The 16,512-nt window shown below is 54.8% G+C and carries 14 protein-coding genes; 10 read left to right on the top strand and 4 right to left on the bottom strand.

The window, feature by feature from the left end; genetic code table 11:
- Positions 1-187 precede the first annotated feature (187 nt).
- The gene (locus RBB81_RS00370) at positions 188-463 is read left to right on the top strand and encodes a hypothetical protein (RefSeq protein ID WP_353070765.1); all 276 of its coding nucleotides are present in this window, start codon (positions 188-190) and stop codon (positions 461-463) included.
- Positions 464-493: 30 nt separating this feature from the next.
- A complete protein-coding gene (locus tag RBB81_RS00365; RefSeq protein WP_353070763.1) occupies positions 494-1,762 on the top strand; it encodes a S41 family peptidase in 1,269 nt (422 codons plus the stop codon).
- 106 nt (positions 1,763-1,868) lie between these two features.
- On the opposite strand, the gene RBB81_RS00360 is transcribed toward RBB81_RS00365, so the two are convergent.
- The 3 genes from RBB81_RS00360 to RBB81_RS00350 form a co-directional block, all read right to left on the bottom strand.
- Entirely contained in the window at positions 1,869-4,547 is a 2,679-nt protein-coding gene (locus tag RBB81_RS00360) for an ABC transporter permease (protein WP_353070762.1), read from the bottom strand.
- A gap of 11 nt (positions 4,548-4,558) precedes the next feature.
- The gene (locus RBB81_RS00355; RefSeq protein WP_353070761.1) at positions 4,559-4,888 is read right to left on the bottom strand and encodes a PadR family transcriptional regulator; all 330 of its coding nucleotides are present in this window, start codon (positions 4,886-4,888) and stop codon (positions 4,559-4,561) included.
- A gap of 122 nt (positions 4,889-5,010) precedes the next feature.
- A complete protein-coding gene (locus RBB81_RS00350; RefSeq protein ID WP_353070760.1) occupies positions 5,011-7,422 on the bottom strand; it encodes a CHAT domain-containing protein in 2,412 nt (803 codons plus the stop codon).
- 837 nt (positions 7,423-8,259) lie between these two features.
- On the opposite strand from RBB81_RS00350, the gene RBB81_RS00345 reads away from it, so the two are divergent.
- The 3 genes from RBB81_RS00345 (at position 8,260) to RBB81_RS00335 (ending at position 11,045) form a co-directional block, all read left to right on the top strand.
- Positions 8,260-9,795 (top strand): replication initiator protein A, encoded by a 1,536-nt coding sequence (locus tag RBB81_RS00345; RefSeq protein WP_353070759.1) that lies wholly within the window; start codon positions 8,260-8,262, stop codon positions 9,793-9,795.
- Positions 9,796-9,997: 202 nt separating this feature from the next.
- Positions 9,998-10,705, top strand: coding sequence for a ParA family protein (locus RBB81_RS00340; protein ID WP_183793099.1), 708 nt, complete (start codon positions 9,998-10,000; stop codon positions 10,703-10,705).
- The gene (locus tag RBB81_RS00335) at positions 10,695-11,045 is read left to right on the top strand and encodes a hypothetical protein (protein WP_353070758.1); all 351 of its coding nucleotides are present in this window, start codon (positions 10,695-10,697) and stop codon (positions 11,043-11,045) included. Before RBB81_RS00340 ends, RBB81_RS00335 begins: the two co-directional genes overlap by 11 nt.
- Here RBB81_RS00335 and RBB81_RS00330 read toward each other — a convergent pair.
- On the bottom strand, positions 11,014-11,613 hold the full coding sequence (locus RBB81_RS00330) for a hypothetical protein (RefSeq protein ID WP_353070757.1): 600 nt from the start codon (positions 11,611-11,613) through the stop codon (positions 11,014-11,016). The two genes, RBB81_RS00335 and RBB81_RS00330, sit on opposite strands and share 32 nt — an antisense overlap.
- 161 nt (positions 11,614-11,774) lie before the next feature.
- On the opposite strand from RBB81_RS00330, the gene RBB81_RS00325 reads away from it, so the two are divergent.
- From RBB81_RS00325 to RBB81_RS00305, 5 genes are all read left to right on the top strand, one after another.
- Positions 11,775-12,842, top strand: a complete 1,068-nt coding sequence (locus RBB81_RS00325) for a PDDEXK nuclease domain-containing protein (RefSeq protein WP_353070756.1) — start codon at positions 11,775-11,777, stop codon at positions 12,840-12,842.
- Positions 12,843-12,971: 129 nt separating this feature from the next.
- Positions 12,972-13,907: a tyrosine-type recombinase/integrase gene (locus RBB81_RS00320; RefSeq protein WP_353070755.1), complete on the top strand. Its 936-nt coding sequence runs from the start codon at positions 12,972-12,974 to the stop codon at positions 13,905-13,907.
- Positions 13,908-13,920: 13 nt separating this feature from the next.
- A complete protein-coding gene (locus RBB81_RS00315; protein ID WP_353070754.1) occupies positions 13,921-14,367 on the top strand; it encodes a hypothetical protein in 447 nt (148 codons plus the stop codon).
- 26 nt (positions 14,368-14,393) lie between these two features.
- Positions 14,394-15,188 (top strand): CBS domain-containing protein, encoded by a 795-nt coding sequence (locus RBB81_RS00310; RefSeq protein WP_353070752.1) that lies wholly within the window; start codon positions 14,394-14,396, stop codon positions 15,186-15,188.
- A 100-nt stretch (positions 15,189-15,288) separates the two neighbouring features.
- A complete protein-coding gene (locus tag RBB81_RS00305) occupies positions 15,289-16,476 on the top strand; it encodes a restriction endonuclease (RefSeq protein ID WP_353070751.1) in 1,188 nt (395 codons plus the stop codon).
- The last annotated feature ends 36 nt before the right edge of the window (positions 16,477-16,512 follow it).

Here is a 16,512-nt window from a genome sequence, read left to right as displayed (position 1 = left end):
GAGGGCTGTTCCTTTGGCCTTGGCGGCCTCTCTGATTGTGATGTGTAGCGGCGGTTATGTGGCATTTAGGCACTACCATTCAGCGGACGCTCCGAACGTCCAGGTTGCCTCTGCTCAGCCTGTAAGCGCTACGGTTGATCTTTTCAATAGCGGCACTCTGAGAGGGGCTGAAGATGAGACAACCCCGTTGAAAGAGGTCTCATTGCCTGCCGCGATCGTCCACCTCTCGGTTGTGCTTCCCCGCTTCAGCGAAGTGGGCAGCTATAACGTGAATGTGTCCAAAGACAAGACTGGAAGCCAAATCATCGCAACGGGGGCCGGGAATGCCGTTGAAAGAGACGGAGGAAAGGTTTCGGTGAACGTAATGCTCGATCTGCGAGCTGCCAAGCCAGGAGCCTACTTCCTCGCGACAGTGCGCGGCACTGACAACGGAACGTACTACTATCCGCTGAAGATTAATTAGCTCTGGTTGCGGCATCATATGTGTGTGGATATGAATACTCCCCCTAGCCGTGAATCGGGCCTGACTGGCAAAGCGAAACATGAAGTTCTTGAGCGTGTTCTCAAGGCTCTGGAATCCAAGTTCTACAAACCGGAACTCCTCGGGCATGATTGGCAGAGTGCGGTCAGGATTCATCGTGCCGCAATTGAATCTGCTGCGACGCCGGACGCTTTCGAGCAAGCGATGACAGAGCTGCTCCAGGTGCTCAAAACCTCCCATCTTGGGTTCTTTCATGGAACTGCGCGGCGAGCTTCAAGCCGTGCGGCCCTTAGCGCAACTTACCTCTTCGACGAAACGCCTTACGGCTCACGATGGATATTTCAAGATGTGCATGACGGAGGAGCGGCGGCACTCGCCGGAATAGAACCAGGGAACATCCTACTTCGGGTAGACGGTAAAGAGATTGTGCCGCCTGAGCACCCCGTCTTTCCTATGGGATTAACTTCAACCCTCAACATCGTTGCAAACGATGGAAACGAGCGAACCGTCTCCGTCAATGTGTCGCAACCGAAAGGTAAGAAGCTACAGTTTGTGGAGCCGACGCTTGTTCAATCAAAGAAGCTGGGCGAACGTCTCGGCTACCTCAAAGTTGCGATGTTTCCGGGCATGATCGGTGTTGAGGTCTCAAACGCAATGTCCGATGCCGTTGCGAAGCTAGGAAATATCGGGAGGCTCATCGTAGACCTACGTGGAAATACAGGCGGTGGCGCTGGCGCTCTCCGCCTGATGAGCTTGATTACTCCTAACCGAGTACCGGTCGGCTATGCTCCCAACAAACGTTGGGCTAAGCGTGATCTGGCCACACTGAAAGCCAGGTTCCCGCGCTTGGGCAAGATTCCAACGTCGAAGGGCGCACTCTGGCTGCTGGGTCTGCGTTTTCTGCCAGCACTCATCACCAAGTCACCGATTGTGTTGGAATCGGAAGGCTTGGGGCCGAAACCCTATGACGGAAGAATCGTGTTGCTCGTGGATCGTCATACAGCGAGTGCAGCCGAGATGGTCACGATTTTTGCGAAGGAAAATAAGCTCGCAACGATTGTTGGTGAAAAAACGGCCGGACGCCTACTTTCGGCTACATCGGTGAAGGTCGGCCACGGTTTCCGGTTGGCGTTTCCCACCGGAGCTTATTACACCTGGAATGGAACGGCACTCGAAGGAAGTCCAATCGAGCCTGATGTAGCTGCAGATTTCTCATGGCAGGAGCGGAGAAATGGTGTTGACGGGCAGCTTCAAAAGGCGCTCGAACTGATGGCAGGATGAAGCGCAGAACAGAAATCCGTGCGCAAATGATCGTTTCTGCATGAGAATGGGAGACAGCGCGCCATTGTCTGTCGGCCATTGGAGCATTCACGCCCTTTCGATCCGATCATTCGTGACGCAATGCGTTGATCGGATCGATAGCAGCCGCTCTGAAACTCGGAATCAAACAAGCCGCAATCGTAGCCGCCAGCAATAACATCGGGACCATCGCAAACGTAGCCGGATCGAGTGCCGGCACTCCATATAAAAACCCGGTCAGCAGCCGCGTACACGCCAATGCAACAGCTAAACCGATCACCAGTCCAATTCCAAGCAACGTAAGTCCTTCTCGCAATATCAGCCGCACCACTCCGTTCTTTGATGAACCAAGCGCCAGCCGAATGCCAATCTCGCCCGTCCTCTGTCGCACTGAATAAGTCAACAACCCATACACGCCCACCATCGCCAGCAACATCGCTGTAACCGAGAAGACCGTCAGCAGCGTAGTCTGAAACCGCCTGCGCGCCGTAACCGAAGAAACTAACTCACTCATCGTATGCACATCTGCTACAGCCAGACTTGGATCGATTCCCTTAACCGCTGTCCGAATCTCAGCAACGACACCATCCTGCGGTAGCGATGAACGCACCGCAACATACGCACCGACGATATTCGATTCGTTCCACTCCATCTGCCAGAAGGATCTGTACACCTGCGGGACCGGGGCAGCCTCGAGGCTCATGTACCGAACATCCTTCGCAACTCCAACCACCGTAACCCACGGGCCGCTTTCGCCCTCGCCGGTGCGAATGCGGTGGCCAATCGCATCTCCATTCGCAAAGTATTTCTTCACAAAGGCCTGATTCACTACGGCCACCAACCGATTTCCGGCGGCATCTTCGTCGGAGATATCCCGGCCCTCGACTAATGGAGTTTGCATCGCCGAAAGATAATTCTGCGTAATACCACGCTCTTCCACGAGCTGTTGTTTAGTGTTCGGATAGCCCTCTACGAATAGAGACGCGAGACTCTCCGAGTTACTAAGAGGCAGCTCGTTCACGACTCCCACAGCCTGCATGCCCGGGATCGAGTTTATTCGCTCGATGAGGCCCCCAAAGAAGGCGCGGCGCTTATGCGCGTTGCCGTACTGCGAACTCATCTGTACACTCGCCGTGACAGTTGTAGCAGAGAACCCCGTCGGCACCGAAAGCACGTTTGCATAGCTCCGCAATAGAAGCCCGGTACCCGTGAGCAACACAACCAAAAGAGCGATCTGAGCCACTGCCAGCCCATGTCTCACCCGTTTCCGGTCACCTGCAACTCCACGCATCCCGCTGCTCTTCAAAAACTCCACGAGGTTGATCCGAGTGGCCGACAACGAAGGCAACATCCCGAAAATCACACTCGTTAGCATGGTCACAAAGACGGCGAATCCCATCACACGCAGGTCGATCAGTGCATCGTCCATCCTCGGAATATCGCCTGGATTGAGCTTCAACAACGCATGCAGAAACAGCCACGCGAGCCCGACACCAACCGTTCCCGCTGCCGCGCTTAACATCAACGACTCCGTCAACATCTGACGCATCAACCGGCTCCGCCTTGCTCCCAACGTTGCACGCACACCCAACTCATGCGAACGGGCAGCCGCACGCGCCAGAAGCAGATTCGCTGCATTTCCACATGCGATTAGCATTACAAATCCGACAGTACCCATCAGAAGCCACATCAAAGGCCGCACCTGTCCCAGTGCACTATCTCGGAACGGCTTCACGAAGGCACCCCATCCACGCGTGTCCGGGTTGTGCAGCAGGTTGAGATGCGACATGATCGTGTCCATCTCCGCCTGCGCCTCGCGCACTGATACGCCAGGCCTCAGCCGTGCCAGAGCATAACCGTTTGAGGCTTCTCTGTCGGCCTTCTGTCGAGGCGTCAAAGCCGAAGGAACCCATACATCAGTCGTCTCGACATGCCCATTCCCGTAGGCAAGATCACTCTTCTGCGGGTACCTAAATTCCTCTGGCATCATACCTATGACTTGGTAAGAAACACCGTCGAGGCTTAACGTGCTACCGAGAACATCGGCATGCCCACCCAGCACGGTCAGCCAAAGCGCATGACTGATAACAGCGACATGATCGTTTCCAGGCTGCTCATCCCTCTGGTCGAAGCCACGGCCAAGCTCAGGAGCCACCTCCAGCGTCCGAAAAAAATCAGCGTCCACCTCGGCGGCGCCCACCCTCTCCGCACGATCATTCCCCGCAAGGTTGTAGGTGGTTTGAGCAAACAAAGTCGTTGCCGAAAAAGACCTACTCTGTTTCTTCAGATCAAAGAAATCGGCATCGCTTGGCCCAAAAACCTCTCCCGGGAGATTCCACAGAGGATTAGGCGTAAACGCATATACAAGACGATCCGGCTCCCCGTAAGGTAACGACTGAATCAGCACCGCATTCACCAGGCTGAAGATCGCCGTGCAAGCCCCAATCCCCAACGCAAGCGTAAATACCGTCACCACTGTAAACGAGCGATACTTTACCATCGCTCGTAGACCGTAGCGGACATCCTGCGCAAGATCGTCGAGCCACGCTACACCTCGCGCTTCGTAACATTCCTCGATGGCTGTGGGAAGGTCTCCAAAACTGGCTTTCGCCGCCGACCGCGCTTCCTTCGGCGACATTCCGTGTGCAATATTCTCCTCTGTTTGCCGCTCCAGATGGAATTGCAGTTCTTCGCCTAACTGGACATTGCTCGAATTCTTATCCAAGTAAGACCGCAGGCGCCGACGCAGGCTCTGAAATAAGCGCATTGTTAACCCCTTCAGATGGTTTTCAGGACGACCTGGACCGCCGCTGACAGCCGGTCCCATGATTGCTCTTCCGCCTTCAGCCGCGCACGTCCCGCTTTCGTCAGAGAGTAGTACTTCGCTCGCCGATTGTTCTCAGACTCGCCCCATTCCGCTTCAATCCATGCCTGATGTTCGAGCCTGTGCAAAGCGGGATACAAGGCGCTTTGGTTCACCCGCAGAACTTCCTTTGAGAGTTGGTTGATCCTTTGCGCAATAGCCCAGCCGTGCATCGGCTCCAGGCTCAACACCTTCAGGATGAGTAAATCGACAGTGCCTTGGAGCAATTCGGTGGACTTGGTCATGCATTCCCCTCAATGACTGACAGGAGAATACAAAAAACATGTCTTCGCGGCAAGAGCCGTGCCCTCAGGCCAACGACAATTCTGTCATTGAGGCGCGATGGACGGATTGTCGGTCGCCCTAATCAGATTGTCCCGTTTGGGTCTCCGACAACTTGGAAGCTGGCCCAATAGTACGGCGGCACGCCCTTGTCCAGCAGCTCCATTTGAGCAGCACGGAGGGCATCCACCTTTCTTTGGTGGCTTGCGAGCTGTGAGTAGAACTGCGCCATCAGGTGTTCGGTGGTGTGGTCCTCCAACTCCCATAGCGTGGACACAACGGAGTCGGCCCCTGCCTCGATAAAGGCATTCACAAGGTTTGCTACACCCGCTTCTCCAACCGGCCCGACACCGGTATTGCAGGCTGAGAGAGTGACCAATTTCGCTTTCAAATGGAGGCCGCGGATCTCGCGCACCTGCAACAAGCCATCCTCTGTGCTGGTTGTTTGTTCCGGCGCGAATACCAACGCTGATCGGTCGGGATAGTCCAGGTCGGCGTACCCATGAAGCGCAAGGTGTACAACCTCCGTAGTCTCCATCGAGACTTGCTTGAAACGCGATTCCGTCGCGTCTGCCCCTAAGAGGATCGTGCTTGGATGTGGTAGGTCGCCCGCAATTGTTTCCACTTCTTTCTTACTGTCTGGGAGCGGGATAAGCTGGCTGCGTTGAGGTCCGTTTACAGCTCGTAAAACGGGATTCCGAGTGTCGGCAGGCTGAGTCCAGGCAGCGACACCGATGTATGGCATGGCAACCGCTTCCCTGCTTTCGCTGCGTCTCGATAGCAGCTCGTAGACCGTGGATGATGGTGCTACGTCCACCGTATGTGTCTTGAGGACGTAAGCGGTGTTATCAGCAAGCGCCGAAAAAGGCAGAAGATGAAGTGAGCCATCGGGAACAATCACAAGATCTGCTTTTTCTCTGTACTGCTTGATTGGCTCCATTAGCTCCGAAAAGAGATGCTGTGCGAGAGCTCGATCTTCCTTCTGCTCGTGAATTTCCTTCCTGTAGCGGTTGGCGTCTGCTTCAATCACGCTCTTGGAAGGCAGGCGGTAAGGCGTCACAGTCTCGCGTGTGATGGCGAAAGCATAGGAGTTGGGTTCTGCAAGCACGTATTCGATCAGTAGGGCGTTTGCCGATAGGCTGTGCTGCAACTCCGACAAACGAACTGGATGCGCGATGGTCTGCTGCGTTAGCGCGCTGGGGCTGATCCTCAGCTCAGTGTTGTAGATCGCGCTCGTGAGCGCTTCCCTTCTAGCGGGGTCGTCGGTGTTGATAAGGGCGACGTTTAGCTCCGTCAGTTCCCTCTCTTCCGGCGTGAGCGCGTGAACGGGTTGGCTCGTGTGGTGTTCAAGTGCCTCTGTTTCGATACGCCCCCGCACTTTCTCTAGCATCTGTAATGCTTCGTCGTAGTGCTTTTGAGCGCAAAGAGAAGCGAAGTAGCCCGAGTAAACATCGCTCATCTCCGCAAGTAAGTATCGTTCAATGTTCGTTGTCGCGGCGTGCTGGATCATTTCATCGACCAGGGCGATACTCTTTCGATAAAGAGTGTCTGCTTCCTGGGCGTGGCCCATCTTCTCAGTAATCTCAGCCTTGATTGCGAGATTGCGCGGAACTAGGTAAAGCTCGTCGGCAATGTGGGTGTTCGCTGCAATGGCCGCGTCGATCGCGCCTAAAGCTGCGGTAAGGTCGCCGGTGTGCTCGTAGGCTTGAGCAAGCAACCCTCCTGCATCCGTTACCCCGCGATAGTTGTCGGTTTTTTCTGAAATCGTGACTGCTTGCTTGTAATCCGGGATCGCAGCGTTCCACTCTCCTCGCTCTCGGTTGATGGAGCCACGAGAGATGTAAACCTGCGCCTTATGCTGTTCGTAAATGGTTCCCTGAAGCCGCGAGAGAGATGCGTCGGCAAGAGCCAAAGCTGAATCGTACTGTTTCAATCCCGCAAGCGCGTCGATCTTCGCGTAAACAGCTATCGTTGGGTATGCGAGAGCTGGATTCGACTCTGCAATCTTGATTGCCTGATCGAGCGGAGTAAGCGCCTCTTTAAAGCGGCGAAGCTGCACGAGTCCAGCTCCGAAGACGCTTGCATAGCGGACGGTCGCGGCGGGATCGTGTTCGACTTTTGAAAGTCCCCACGCTCGCACAACCTGCTTCTTAGCTGTATCGGTGTCGCCAAGGATAAAAGCCGCGATGCCCTGCTCGCCTTCAGCTCGTGATGCAAGTTCGAAATGGCGTTGCTTCAATGCCAGCGCCTTTACTTCCTCCCATGTAGACCGTGCCTGTCCCGCGTCGTAATTCGTCTCCAGCATTCCCCGGATTGTGAGAATACGGAGTCTGGTTTCGGCCTCCTGAGCTGCAGGGCTTCCCAGGTCTTGGGTCAGTTGGAAGATTTTGCCCGGAACACTTCCCGATTCGTCTGGTGGGACCTGGCTCACTTCGGCATACAGCGCTTTGGAGCGTTGCTTTTGAGCGTCGAACAGATGCTGCGCTCTCGCGTACAAAGGCTGTGCATCCGCCCAGCGATTCCCCCATGCTAAGGTATCGGCCCTGTCGAGCAAGCCTTCTGCTGACTCAGGGGGAGCGGAGCTGTGGTGCGGTGAGATCAGGTAAAAGTAAGTGCTTCCAAGGACTACGAGGGTGACACCGATAACTGCAAGAATCCTTTTGCCCCAGCTGGCTCGCGACATGGCATCATCTTATCGAAGATGTACACATATTTGTGTGTAGGAAGCTCCCTTGTCCTCAGTGCCTGCTGCGAAATCACGTATCACTCGTTCTTCGTTGTGCCAGCCAACCTCTCTAGGTGGAATCAAGGCGATTAATAGAGAGGTTGACTGGCACGCCCACGACCTAAATGATTTGTTTGCATCATTTCCGTTGCATTTTCCACACCTACCCTTCAGTGTTTTTGCCAGCGTACCTCTCGCCCAGTTGAAATTCGCTGAATTGGGGTGTCAAAACTTCCGAATTAGAGAGGTTGGCTGGCAAAAAGTGGGTCTTGAGGTGCCCTAGACGGGTTCCGATTGGATTTGGGAACACCATAGAGAGGTCCGCTGGCAGCCAGAACAGCGTAGAGAGGTCCGCTGGCAGCAAATAGAGAGGCTCGCTGGCAGAATAGAGAGGTCTGCTGGCATTAAGCGAGAGGAACGCTGGCACAGGTTGTGAGATGTGTGTTGGCAGCCCTAGAGAGGTGCGTTGGCAAAGATAGAGAGGTGCGCTGGCAAAGATTAGGGTATAAACGTAGGCACAACAGCCACTTGCGAAAGCCTACAGTACTTAAAGCGTTTTAAAGTATTTGCTTTTCTTATAGTATTCACCAAGCAACAACAGTTCACACGATGTCAAAATCACTGGCCCACAAAACGGAACGTTCAGCACCGTTGTTGCCTGTTGCTGTTGATCCTGATTTGGTTCGTTTCGAAAAGAATCTCCTGTCGATCGGATTCTTTGGCGCCAATGACTCACGCGACAAGAATCGCACATCACGGCGCATCGAGCAGGTCGTTTTCCGAAATGGGCACAAAGTCAAAGTTGCGGCTGAATTCCGCGGTTCGGAGCAGCTCGGACTTCCTTCTACGACAGATCGAGACAAGTTCATTGCTTTGCTGAAGATACTCAGTGAAGAGCGCATCAAAACTGGCCAGATTGCGAATCCGATCCGCTTTAGCGGCTATCGCATGATTCAGGAGCTGGGCCTGTCGCGCAACGGAGAAATCTACGAAGAAATTGTGCGCTGGGGTAAGCGCATGACCGATACCACGATTACTTCGGAAAAGGTGGTCTATCGCGCTGCGAAGAAGGTCTACTCGGATGAAGTGCTGCACGTTTTCCGCTCGTTTAAGCGCACCGGGGAGAGCAATCTCAACGGAACGGATAGGCAGGAACATTACGAGGTGATGCTCGAAGAGTGGTTGATCGAGAACCTCAATCAGCGGTACGTCATCCCCGAAGATTTCAATGCGTACAAGATGCTCACGCGGCCGACTGCGAAGGGTATCTTTGGCAACCTGCATCTCTGGTTTCATGCTAGCCAGGGGAGGCAGGTCGAAAAAGACTATGCCGAGCTGTGCAATCTGCTCAACGTGCAGGTCTACCCTCATCTGTCGAAGATCAAATCGACCATGGGTCTCGCGCTGAATGAGCTCGTGAACATCAAGTACCTCGACAAATGGGACGTGCAGCCCATGTCCAGCAAAGATGGGTACAAAATCGTACTTGCGCCTGGTCCTGCGTTGATGCGCGTTCTACGTGAGTCATATCCGGAGCAGCAAGAATTGCCAGCGGCTAAATCAGAAGTGTCGAAGCTTCCCTCCTCTCCGGAAGATGAGGCAATCCAGCTCTTGAAGAGACACGGCATCTTGCCCGCGAAGTGCTTGGCGTTAGTCGAGCGCTTCGGCGCTGACTTGGTCTGCGATACGGTCGAGTACCTCGAATCGCAGATGAATTCTGGTAAACGAAACGGCGTCGAGAACCCTGCCGGACTTATCATCTACTCGCTGGAGAAAGATCTTCCCGTCCCTGCTGGGTTCATCAGCAGCCGCCGGCGCGAAGTGATGCGGCAAGCCGCTGAACGCGACCGTGCTAAGGAAGAGGCCCGACAGGCTTTGGAAGCGGCCTACATGCGCTGGGTAGACGGCAAGCGTCAAGAAGCATTGGCGGAACGCTATTCAGGCGACGAACTCGAAGCTAAACTCTCCGAAGTCATCAAGAAAAACAGCAAAGGCGACACGTTCTTCCGGCGTGTACTTCCTGCCCAGCATCGGAACCTCGCACTGCAGCTCATCATGAAAGAGATCCGCGACGGTCTCGTTCTTCCCTCTTTCGAGGAATGGAAGTCGCAAAACGGACAAATTGACCTCTTCCAAGCAAATTGAGCTAAATTCCTAGTTTCCCCTCCCAAATCTCCTTGCAACAAGCGATATAGCTGCGACAAAGTTGCGATAAGCAATATCGCAAACTAGGGTAACGCTTTGTATACTGCTAGTTGTGATACGAAATGTTGCTGCGATATAGCTGCGTCGCTGCGATATAGTTGCAATATCGCAGCGACAATCAATGTCGCAAGAAAGAGTGATTATGCCTGTAATTGCAGTTTCAAATCCGAAGGGTGGAGCCGGGAAGAGCACTACAACACTACTGCTTGCAACTTATCTCGCACAAAGCGGAGCGTCGGTGTGTGTTCTCGATGCAGATCCGAATCAACCGATCATGGATTGGAAGACGAACGGGCTATCGAAAACTACTTTGAAGGTCATCGGTGGGATCAAAGAGTCGAACCTAATGGAGGTACTTGACGCGCAAAACGATCAATTCGTTTTCATCGACCTGGAAGGAACCGCCAGTGTTCTCGTGTCCCGTTCGATTGCGATGTCGGATTTCGTGATTATCCCAGTTCAGGCCAGCGCCGTCGACGTGAGGCAAGCCGGCAAGGCCATACGGGCCGTTAAGGATGAAGAGAAGGTAGCTCAACGATCAAACATGCTGAGGAAGATTCCTTACCGAGTGCTGATGACGCGCACTCCTGCGCCTGGTGCTCCTGTCTCATCAGTACAACGACAATTAGAGTCTGAATTGGTGGACGCGAAGGTGCCACGCTTCCGTATAAGCCTTGCGGAACGTCTCGCGTACAAGGCGATCTTCGTTGAGAGGCTTACCCTCGCGGAGTTGGGTGAGCATAAGGTCGGAAATCTCGAAGCTGCCTATCAAAATGTTCATGAATTGGTAGAGGAACTGGTCGAGACACTCCGCGAGCTCGACAGAAAGAGGTATCCAAATGAGCAGTAAATTTGGCCTCATCGATGATGCTGACGACGTTGTAGAGCATTCAGAGGGAAAGATTGACCTGTCGGGGTTTGCGCCGGTTCAGAAAAGATCTCCTATTGATTTGGCGGAGGTGGATGCGGCCGCGGCTCCGCATGGCTTTGTGAGCCGCGAGGCTGCTCCTGTAATCACAGAACCCGCTACGCATGGCCGCCGCCGCCGCGCAGTGCCGTCGGAGCCTACACGTCATCTGGCGGTGCGTATGGTGCAGTCCCAGTACGATCGGTTCGTCGGCTACGCTGATCGATACAAGCTGACCTATCACGACGCCATTACGAAGCTGTTGGACGCTGCAGGGGAGTAGCACTGTTGCCGCGAGTGGCCTCCAGGTTGGAAAGCTCCTCCAGCATAGCCTCGAACTCGGATCGTTTAGGGCTGCCGTCATCTGCAACCTCTTGAACCTCGTATCTCTTTGCCAACTCGTCACCGTCCGTCTCGATTGCGCGAGCGAGGCTATACATCGCCTGGGCGAGATCCTCGATCGTGCGAAAGCTCACAATCATTTGGCCGGGAATGAACTCAATATTTGCAGGCAGGGAATCGAGCTGCAGTGGTTCAACGTCACGGCGGACAAGGGTGCGGAGCTTCTTGCGTGAGACTTCTCCGCCCTGGGCACGGATGAGCTCCAGTTCAGCCGAAGGATCATTGGCCTTATGGATGCGATCGAGGAACTCGGCAAGTACCTGACGTTCTACTAGCCGCGACCGGCCGATGGCTGTGGTTGGGAGCATCTCCAGTAAGAGTTGGGCGGCGCGGGGTTGCACCTGGAAGAGCGACTCGATTTCCTTACGCTCGTAGTGGGAACGGACGGAAGAGGCCACCGCCCGTCGGATTTCGTGTAGTCGAGTGATCCATGAGATGGGTCGTGGCATCGTCCCTCCTTGGAAGATTCCTTTACGTATTAGGAGTTTAGGATGATTTCCAAGAGAAGGGAATAGCTGCGCATATGCGCATTAACTGTTGTGAGGCTTCTGGATTTATTACCTACGATAATGGCAATTGTCTTAGTAAACTTTTGTGCTAGGCTAAATGCGTGCCAAAAAGCCTCCAGCTGCCCTCCGGCTACCACGAGCTCCTGCAGGAGCTCAAAGGACGTATCCGTACCGCCCAGGTTCGCGCCGGCCTCGCTGTCAGCCGGGAGCTGGTGCTCCTCTATTGGTCGATCGGCCGGGATCTCAGCCAGCGGTTTGCGACCGAGGGGTGGGGAAGCAAGATCAATGAGCGCTTAGCGAGTGACCTGCAGGCTGAGTTCCCCGGTGTCGAAGGCTTCAGCCCTCGGAACTTCCGCTATATGCGTGCTTTGGCCGAGGCCTGGCCGGAGCCGGAGATTTTGCAATCGCTCATTGCCAAATTGCCCTGGGGCCACAATCTGAGGGTTCTGGACCGGATCAAGGATCGTCCCACCCGAGAGTGGTACCTGCGGGCCGCGCTCGAATACGGCTGGAGTCAGGATGTCCTGGTGCTTCAGATCAAGAGCCGGCTGCACGAGAGGGAAGGGAAGGCCCTGACCAATTTCCAGCGTGAGTTGCCCCCTCCAGAGTCGGATATGGCGGAGCAGATCCTCAAAGACCCCTACAACTTCGATTTCCTGACTGTGACCGAGGCTGCGAAGGAGCGGGAGATCGAGCGGGGACTCTTGATCCATCTTCGCGACCTTCTCCTGGAGCTGGGCCGCGGCTTCTCCTTCGTGGGCAGCCAAGTCCCGCTAACGGTGGACGGGCAGACCTTTTACATCGACCTGCTCTTCTACCACGTCCGCCTCCACCGCTACTTCGTCTTCGAGTTAAAAGTGGGAGCCTTCCAGCCTGAACATGCCGGCAAGCTGGGCTTCTATCTTGTGGCGGTGAACCGCACGATGCGAACCCCGGTCGAAGGACCGAGCATCGGAGTTCTGCTATGCGAGAGCCGGAGCGGTCCCATCGTGGAGTTCGCTCTGGAGACCATCAATCAGCCGATCGGCGTCTCGACGTATCACGTGACTCGCGAGCTTCCGGCGCCCATGCAGGAGGAGCTGCCCACCGTCGAGGACCTCGAGGAGGTCGTCAACAAGCTCCGCACAGAGATAGAGACGTTGCGGAGGGAGCCGAGCGATGAGGGATAAATCCTTCTGTATCAATAGAAAACGTGGGATCGTCCGGTCCGGTCAATTTGGCAATGGCCCATTGCCAAATTGGGATTTGAACACTCATCGCCCTGATGAAACCTTTCGCACCCGCGCCGGGGGACTGGTATGAGTGCCTCGCTGGCGCTGATGCACGCGGCGGATGCGTCTCCGCTCGACCGCGCGGCGGCGTTCCAGGAGTTGCGGGAGATGGTGCTGAACTCCGTTGCGTCTGAACACTCGAAGCGCAACTATGCCAAGGCGCTGGATGAGGTCTTCGCCTTGTGTGAGGCGCGTCAGCAGCCACTATCGCGCGCTCTCTTGATGGAGTACCGTGCCGCCATGCTGGAGAAGAAGCTGGGCGCGTCGACCGTGAACGTTCGTTTGTCCGCCGTGCGCAAGCTGATCGGCGAGGCGCAGCGCAATGGAATCATCGGCGTGGAGGAGGCCGCCAATCTCTCCGGCGTTCCCAACCTCTCCCAGAAGGGAACCAGGGTGGGGAACTGGCTCACGCGCGAACAGGCCAAGGAGTTGCTCACGGTCCCTGACCGCTCCAAGATCAAAGGCAAGCGCGACTATGCGATTTTGGCGCTGCTGCTGGGCTGCGCTCTGCGGCGGCAGGAGCTGGCCAGTCTGGACGTTGAAGGTATCGAGATGCGGGAGGGCCGATGGGTCTTGCCCGATCTTTGTGGGAAGGGCGGCCGACTCCGCACCGTGGCGATTCCACTCTGGGTCAAGCACGGAATCGACGCCTGGATGATCGCGGCCAAGATCGAGGACGGCCGCCTGCTGCGGCCGCTTTCCAAGAGTGGGAAGTTGATTGGGGAGGAGCTGGGCGACTGGGCGATCTGGTCGGTGGTCGAGCAAACGGCAAAGCAGATTGGGATCGAACGATTCGGGGCCCATGATCTGCGCCGGACCTGCGCAAAGCTCTGTCGCAAGAACGGCGGCGATTTGGAACAGATTAAGTTTTTGCTTGGGCATAGCTCCATTCAAACGACGGAGCGATATCTTGGTTCGGAGCAGGACCTTGCCGTTGCTGTAAACGATAATTTAGGACTGTGAGTCAGTGAGGACTATGGAAGACCCCGTTGTCGCAGCTGCTCAACTCGCATTCTCGGTGCGAATAAAAAACTCTAGTGATGTTTCCGAAAATACCAAGAACGCACAGGCCATTGCGAAAGGCTGGCGCAGGGCGGTCCATGAACTTGACCCCGACCGGTTTCACATTGAGGCTCTAGTCGACCCTGAACTTGATCAGAAGATCGACGTGGTGGATAGAGAGACATCTTGCGCATATGAATTCAAGGTGTCGGGGAAAAATGCGGCGTCGGAATTCTATAAGGATGTGGTGAAGGTCATCATCTGGAACAAGGGCCGCAAAAAAAAGTTGTCGAGCCTCGTGTTTATTACCGAGGAAAAATACGGCCGACCGTACCTCGATGCTCCTATGCCGAAGGCGTACATAAAACACCTGGCGCACGAAGGGTTAACTGTTAGCGTTGCATATGTGCGTCATGAGTAGGTCGATCTCGATGCGTCCAAACCTCCATGCCTAATCTGTCACCAGAATCCGCAAAAGCATTCTCGGACCAGTTTCGCGCTGCGCGGTTGGCTGCCCTTGCCGATGCTGAGGCCTTCGACGGGATTATCCACGTGGTTGAACGGCTGGGGAGCTATCTCACAAAAGAACGGCTAGGCGACAAAGGAGACCACGGCGGTCTCCACGAATATAAAGATGAACTCTGTGAATTCGCGAAAATGTCGAGTGCAAATTGTCCTAACCGTGGGGACCGTAAGCACCTTTTAACGCCGTTTGAGACTCTTTTCAAATTAGTGAAGGACGGCCGGAATGACGCATTGCATCAGGGCGCTTTTGCTCGCCACCTAACAAAGCACGCAATCGAACTTGCCATCATATTGGAGGACGCCTTGAGTACTGAAATGAACCCAATCGTCATGGATTTCCTGGTTCAGAACCCGGTTTGCGGAGAGCTCTGGCAGCCAGTTGCATTTGTCCGTCAGCAGATGTTGGCAAACTCGTTTTCGTATATACCAGTGCTTATTAGCGCAAATGATTGGCGCGTTGTTTCCGACGCTGGAATAGCGAGGTTTTTAGGCGGGAGCAGGGGTGGAAAACCTCGCACCCGTCTTCTATCTAAGACCGTCGAAGAGGCCTTTGACGCATCTCAAAAGCCGCTTGGATTTGCGCCCGCAATATCAGTTGCAGCGACGGCGACTCTTGAGAGCGCTTTAGAGCTTCTGGAAAAATCATCAATCCTGGTCGTCCCGAATCCTTCGGGAACCGGGCTTCTGGGTATTTTGACGGCCTTCGATCTTTTATAGGGGTCCCGTCAGAATTCGAATTCTAAAGCACGTTAAGACGCCACATGCCAATAGAATGTGCCGTAAGCGGATAAAGGCACCGCTTGAGAACGAGGATCGAATGTCTACGCTAGAAGCAGCATTGCAACGGTTCGAGGCGACCGAAGCCAATCTCGAAAAGTTAGAAAAACTTTGGGAGAAGATTTTTGCCCTCATTCCGAGTGGACCGGCTTTCGGTGCGCCCGCCGATTACGACGAACTATGCTTAGCATTCCAGGGTATCTTGCCGGCTTTGCCGGCAATCGGCGGTGTGCGTGTAGAGGATCGGCTTTTCGACTATGACGATATTGGCCGAATGCGTATTGATGTCCTTGAAATAGGCGAGATCGATGCGCAAGTTTCTGTCGAAAATTCTTTAGAAGAACAAGGAAAGAAGTTGCGCGAGTATCGCTTCCTACTCAATGCAAAACGCCGGGAGCTAGTGCGGGGACGTCTCCTGGCTCTAATCGATGAGGTAGACGAGATTCTAAGACTACTCATCCCAAGCGTGGACGGCGCACCCATCAATCAACACGTTCAGGAGCCAAACTGGTCTCGTTTGAAGGAGGCGATTGAGGAGATCGCTACGCTTCTCGGTAGCAATCCTAAACCACCCCGCTGGAACGAACTTTCACGACATCTGTATTTCGGGATGATAGGAGACCTGACCGACATTCACACAATGGACTGGCCCGCCGTTAAGGGAGGCTTGCGGGTTGGGGTTTATGGCGAACACGATCCTGTGCCGGTCGGAGTTGCCGACCTTGACGATATCGTGGCGGCGCGTCCGCAAGGACCCGTTACCTCGCGATTGAATTGGTCTGCGCTCACCGACGAAGAATTTGAGAGGCTGATGTATTCTCTTATCGGCGAGACGCCCGGCTATGAAAATCCGCAATGGCTGCAACAAACGCACGCGGCGGATCGAGGCAGGGACTTGTCTGTTGTAAGGGTCGAAATAGACCCCTTAGAAGGTGTTCGCCGCCACCGGATCATCATCCAATGCAAACACTGGCAATCGCGAAGCGTAGCAGTTGGGGATGTTAGCGATGTGCGGAGTCAGATGGAGCTATGGCAACCGCCGCGCGTCGATGGCTTAATCATCGCCACGACAGGGCGATTCACTGCGGACGCCATTGCGCTGATTGAGCAACACAATCAAGCCGACCGGGCCCTGCACATAAGCATGTGGCCGGACAGTCATTTGGAAAGATTGCTGGCCGCGCGCCCGCATTTGATTGGTGAATTTCGGTTACGACAGGCCAGGTAACCACCGGCTTATCCTCGGGTGTCCGGAGTCGTGTTC

It is taken from the genome of Tunturibacter gelidoferens (assembly GCF_040358255.1).
In the GTDB taxonomy this organism is placed as follows: domain Bacteria; phylum Acidobacteriota; class Terriglobia; order Terriglobales; family Acidobacteriaceae; genus Edaphobacter; species Edaphobacter gelidiferens.
The sequence above is the reverse complement of the archived record's forward strand: the minus strand, read 5'-3'. Positions and strand labels throughout refer to the sequence as shown.